The sequence below is a fragment of the Methylophaga sp. UBA1464 genome (assembly GCF_002325665.1).
Taxonomy (GTDB): Bacteria; Pseudomonadota; Gammaproteobacteria; order Nitrosococcales; family Methylophagaceae; genus Methylophaga.
In genome coordinates this window covers 57,108-59,745 of sequence record NZ_DCSO01000077.1, presented here as the reverse complement: position 1 = coordinate 59,745, position 2,638 = coordinate 57,108, and the positions used below count along the sequence as shown (strand labels likewise).

The window sequence follows — 2,638 nt, the reverse complement described above, 5'->3', positions numbered from 1 at the left end:
GGGGAAGCTGGAGTGTGATGTTACTGCACGCCTTCTGGCGCAGTTCTGCGATTCGCCATCTGCACATTTCACCCGCCTGGCGTGAACAAAGCATTTTATTTGCTGTGCTTGCCGTTGCTGCCGTGATCCTTAATTGGGTGACGACAGGCGATCATTTATTGGAAACAGCATTTCATTACTGGCCGGTTGCCGGGGTGGATTTAAGCTTGCTGGTCAGCAGTGCTGTCGCGATTTATGCCGCAAGATTCCTGAAAAAACGTGAGAATGTTGCTGTGAATAAAGCCATTGAATTTTCAGCACAAAAACTGGAGACCAGCCGTGGTTGAAGTCATTTGTTGGTTAGCCGCCATTTTTATCACTCTATTGGGTATGGCTTGTCTTTCTCTCAGCCTGCCCAATCACTGGCGTCAGGTGGTTGGTAACGAAACCAGTCTGCCCTCTTCAGTCGAACAACTTCGTTTACGTATTGTGGGTTATTGCAGTCTGGTTGCCGGTTTACTACTTTGTCTGGCCGCCGACCATCCCACTATGGCGGTATTAGTCTGGGTAATGCTGCTTAGCCTGGCTGGAAAAGGCATTGCCAGCATACTGACCTGGCGTCAGCATTGGCTTAAACCATTGTTGTTGATGTTCAGCCGAAACGGGCTCAACTAAGGTTCGGCCTAATCAACGGATTCACGGCTTTTCTCAAACAGATTGGTTTGACAATAATGAATGACGATTATTGATAACCCCAGCAGAAGAATCGCAACGGTAACACCCAGAATTCGCCAGGTATCAATGTTTTTCATATCCAGAATCAGGTAACGCGCTAAAGCCACAATGGCGATATATAATGGAAACTTGATGGGTAACTCACCTGACTTGTAATAAACCGCCACCATGGTCAGCACTTCCAGATAGATAAACAGCAACAATAAATCGGTCAGTAAGACGGTACCGTTTTCAAACATAAAATTGATTTCAATTCCCACGGCCACCAGCGTGGCGATGGCAACGATGATCAGCCCGATATCCTGAGCAATTGCCAGAGAATGATTCACCACAGCTTTGATTTTTTCTGACATGCAGACTACCCCAATAAATTTTGCAGAGCAGATAGTATCAGCCAATTATGTCAGTAAAGTTGTCTGCAATTCCAAAAATGACGTTTGAAGTGGACTGTGAGACAAGCTGTCTGTTCAGGGGTTAACCTGCCAATTTGATAACAACGGCCAGCCTTCGATTTCACTGCCCAGTTCAGTAAGCCACTGCCCTATGACTTGATTGGAGTTATTCAAAACACTGTATGTCATCGGGTAATGTACAAATTCGAGGTCAAAATCTTGTCGATAGATCCGTGATGCCTGGTTTTGCTGATAAACAGTGTCGAGTTTCTGCTGTAAAGCATCGACTGCTGAGGCTTCTGCTTCAAGTGAAACAATAGTTAACACCGCTATTTTGACTTGCTCATGGATGTTTTCAGGCGTTGCCGGTCCCGAGAGTTGTTTACGACCTAACGCCGCCTTGGTTGGCACGAAGATGGCTCTGACACCCGAAAATATACCGGTTTTACCCTCAGCATAATAGCGCCAGTCGCCGTAGGAATAACGTGCCAGATCACCCTGTTTATCTTCAATGATCAAACTGGAGTGTTGCCCATGATCAAGTACAAACACGGCTCGTGGAATTTCCGGGGATTTAGGTGGCGTGATCCGGCCGGAGCAACCGCTTAATATCAGTATGATAGGAATGATTAAGCTCAGCCACCACATTCTGATATAAGTTGCTTTCATTAGATTATTTAATTTTGCTGATCCCGAAACAACGTAGCAGACAGCGTTCGTAGAAGGATTCAGGCAATCCGCGTTTCATACGGAACAGAAAGTATTTTTCAAAGGCGATTTTCGCTATTTGCACCCAACGGCCTTTTTTCATCCAGGCCAGATTGCGTGGTGGAATTTGTGGTAAGGCAACAAACGCGGCACCGGTATGCCCCATATCGGCCAGACACACCGCATTCAAACTGGCCCGTGTTTCAATTGGACGCTCTTCTAAGGCAGCCTGAATATTGGCTACGGCAGCTTTCGCCATACTTTCAATCATATAGCCGGTTTTGGGTACGCCCACCGGTAAAGCTGTCGCTTCAACTGGTGGAATCGCCACACAGACACCGACACCATAGATATTCGGGTAAGCAGGATTACGCTGAAATTCATCGACTTTCAGAAAGCCTCGTGGGTTGACCAAATCCTCACTCAGATTTGCAACACAGTCGACACCCTTAAATGCTGGAATTAACATACTGTAATCAAACGCCAGTTGATGGGTTTTGATGGTCTCAGCATTATCATCCACCTGCTCGACCAGCATTTTGCCTTTGCTGATGGACTTAACCCGGGCATTGGTGATCCACTTGATATCGTTTTTACGAAATTCGGATTCAAACAGTCCTTTGGAATCACCAACTCCCCCCAAGCCCATGTGGCCGATATAAGGCTCCGGCGTGACAAATGTCATCGGTACCCGATCCCGTACTTTGGCTTTGCGTAATGCCCGGTTCATGATGAAGGCAAATTCGTAGGCGGGACCAAAACAGGAAGCCCCTTGCACTGCACCCACGACAATTGGACCAGGATTTTTCAATAAATGACGCCAG

Annotated in this window: 4 protein-coding genes and 1 pseudogene; 2 read left to right on the top strand and 3 right to left on the bottom strand. The window is 46.8% G+C overall.

Annotation, left to right across the window (positions count from 1 at the left end; all coding sequences use genetic code 11):
* Both B3O33_RS09505 and B3O33_RS09500 read left to right on the top strand, forming a co-directional pair.
* Positions 1-326, top strand: a pseudogene (locus B3O33_RS09505) (hypothetical protein); the annotation flags it as partial.
* Positions 319-654 (top strand): DUF3325 domain-containing protein, encoded by a 336-nt coding sequence (locus B3O33_RS09500; protein ID WP_292362458.1) that lies wholly within the window; start codon positions 319-321, stop codon positions 652-654. The pseudogene B3O33_RS09505 and the gene B3O33_RS09500, both read left to right, overlap by 8 nt.
* Positions 655-662: 8 nt before the next feature.
* Here the strand turns inward: B3O33_RS09500 and B3O33_RS09495 are convergent, their stop codons facing one another.
* From B3O33_RS09495 to B3O33_RS09485, 3 genes are all read right to left on the bottom strand, one after another.
* Positions 663-1,067, bottom strand: a complete 405-nt coding sequence (locus B3O33_RS09495; RefSeq protein WP_292362457.1) for a phosphate-starvation-inducible PsiE family protein — start codon at positions 1,065-1,067, stop codon at positions 663-665.
* Positions 1,068-1,181: 114 nt separating this feature from the next.
* Positions 1,182-1,775, bottom strand: a complete 594-nt coding sequence (locus B3O33_RS09490) for a hypothetical protein (protein ID WP_292362456.1) — start codon at positions 1,773-1,775, stop codon at positions 1,182-1,184.
* A gap of 4 nt (positions 1,776-1,779) precedes the next feature.
* Positions 1,780-2,638: NAD(P)/FAD-dependent oxidoreductase (locus B3O33_RS09485; protein ID WP_292363498.1), on the bottom strand; the 859-nt coding region annotated here is incomplete at its 5' end.

Bases quoted from the DNA above. Each gene is read 5' to 3' on its own strand.
- B3O33_RS09495 (WP_292362457.1), bottom strand. From the start codon at position 1,067: ATGTCAGAAAAAATCAAAGCTGTGGTGAATCATTCTCTGGCAATTGCT.
- B3O33_RS09490 (WP_292362456.1), bottom strand. From the start codon at position 1,775: ATGAAAGCAACTTATATCAGAATGTGGTGGCTGAGCTTAATCATTCCT.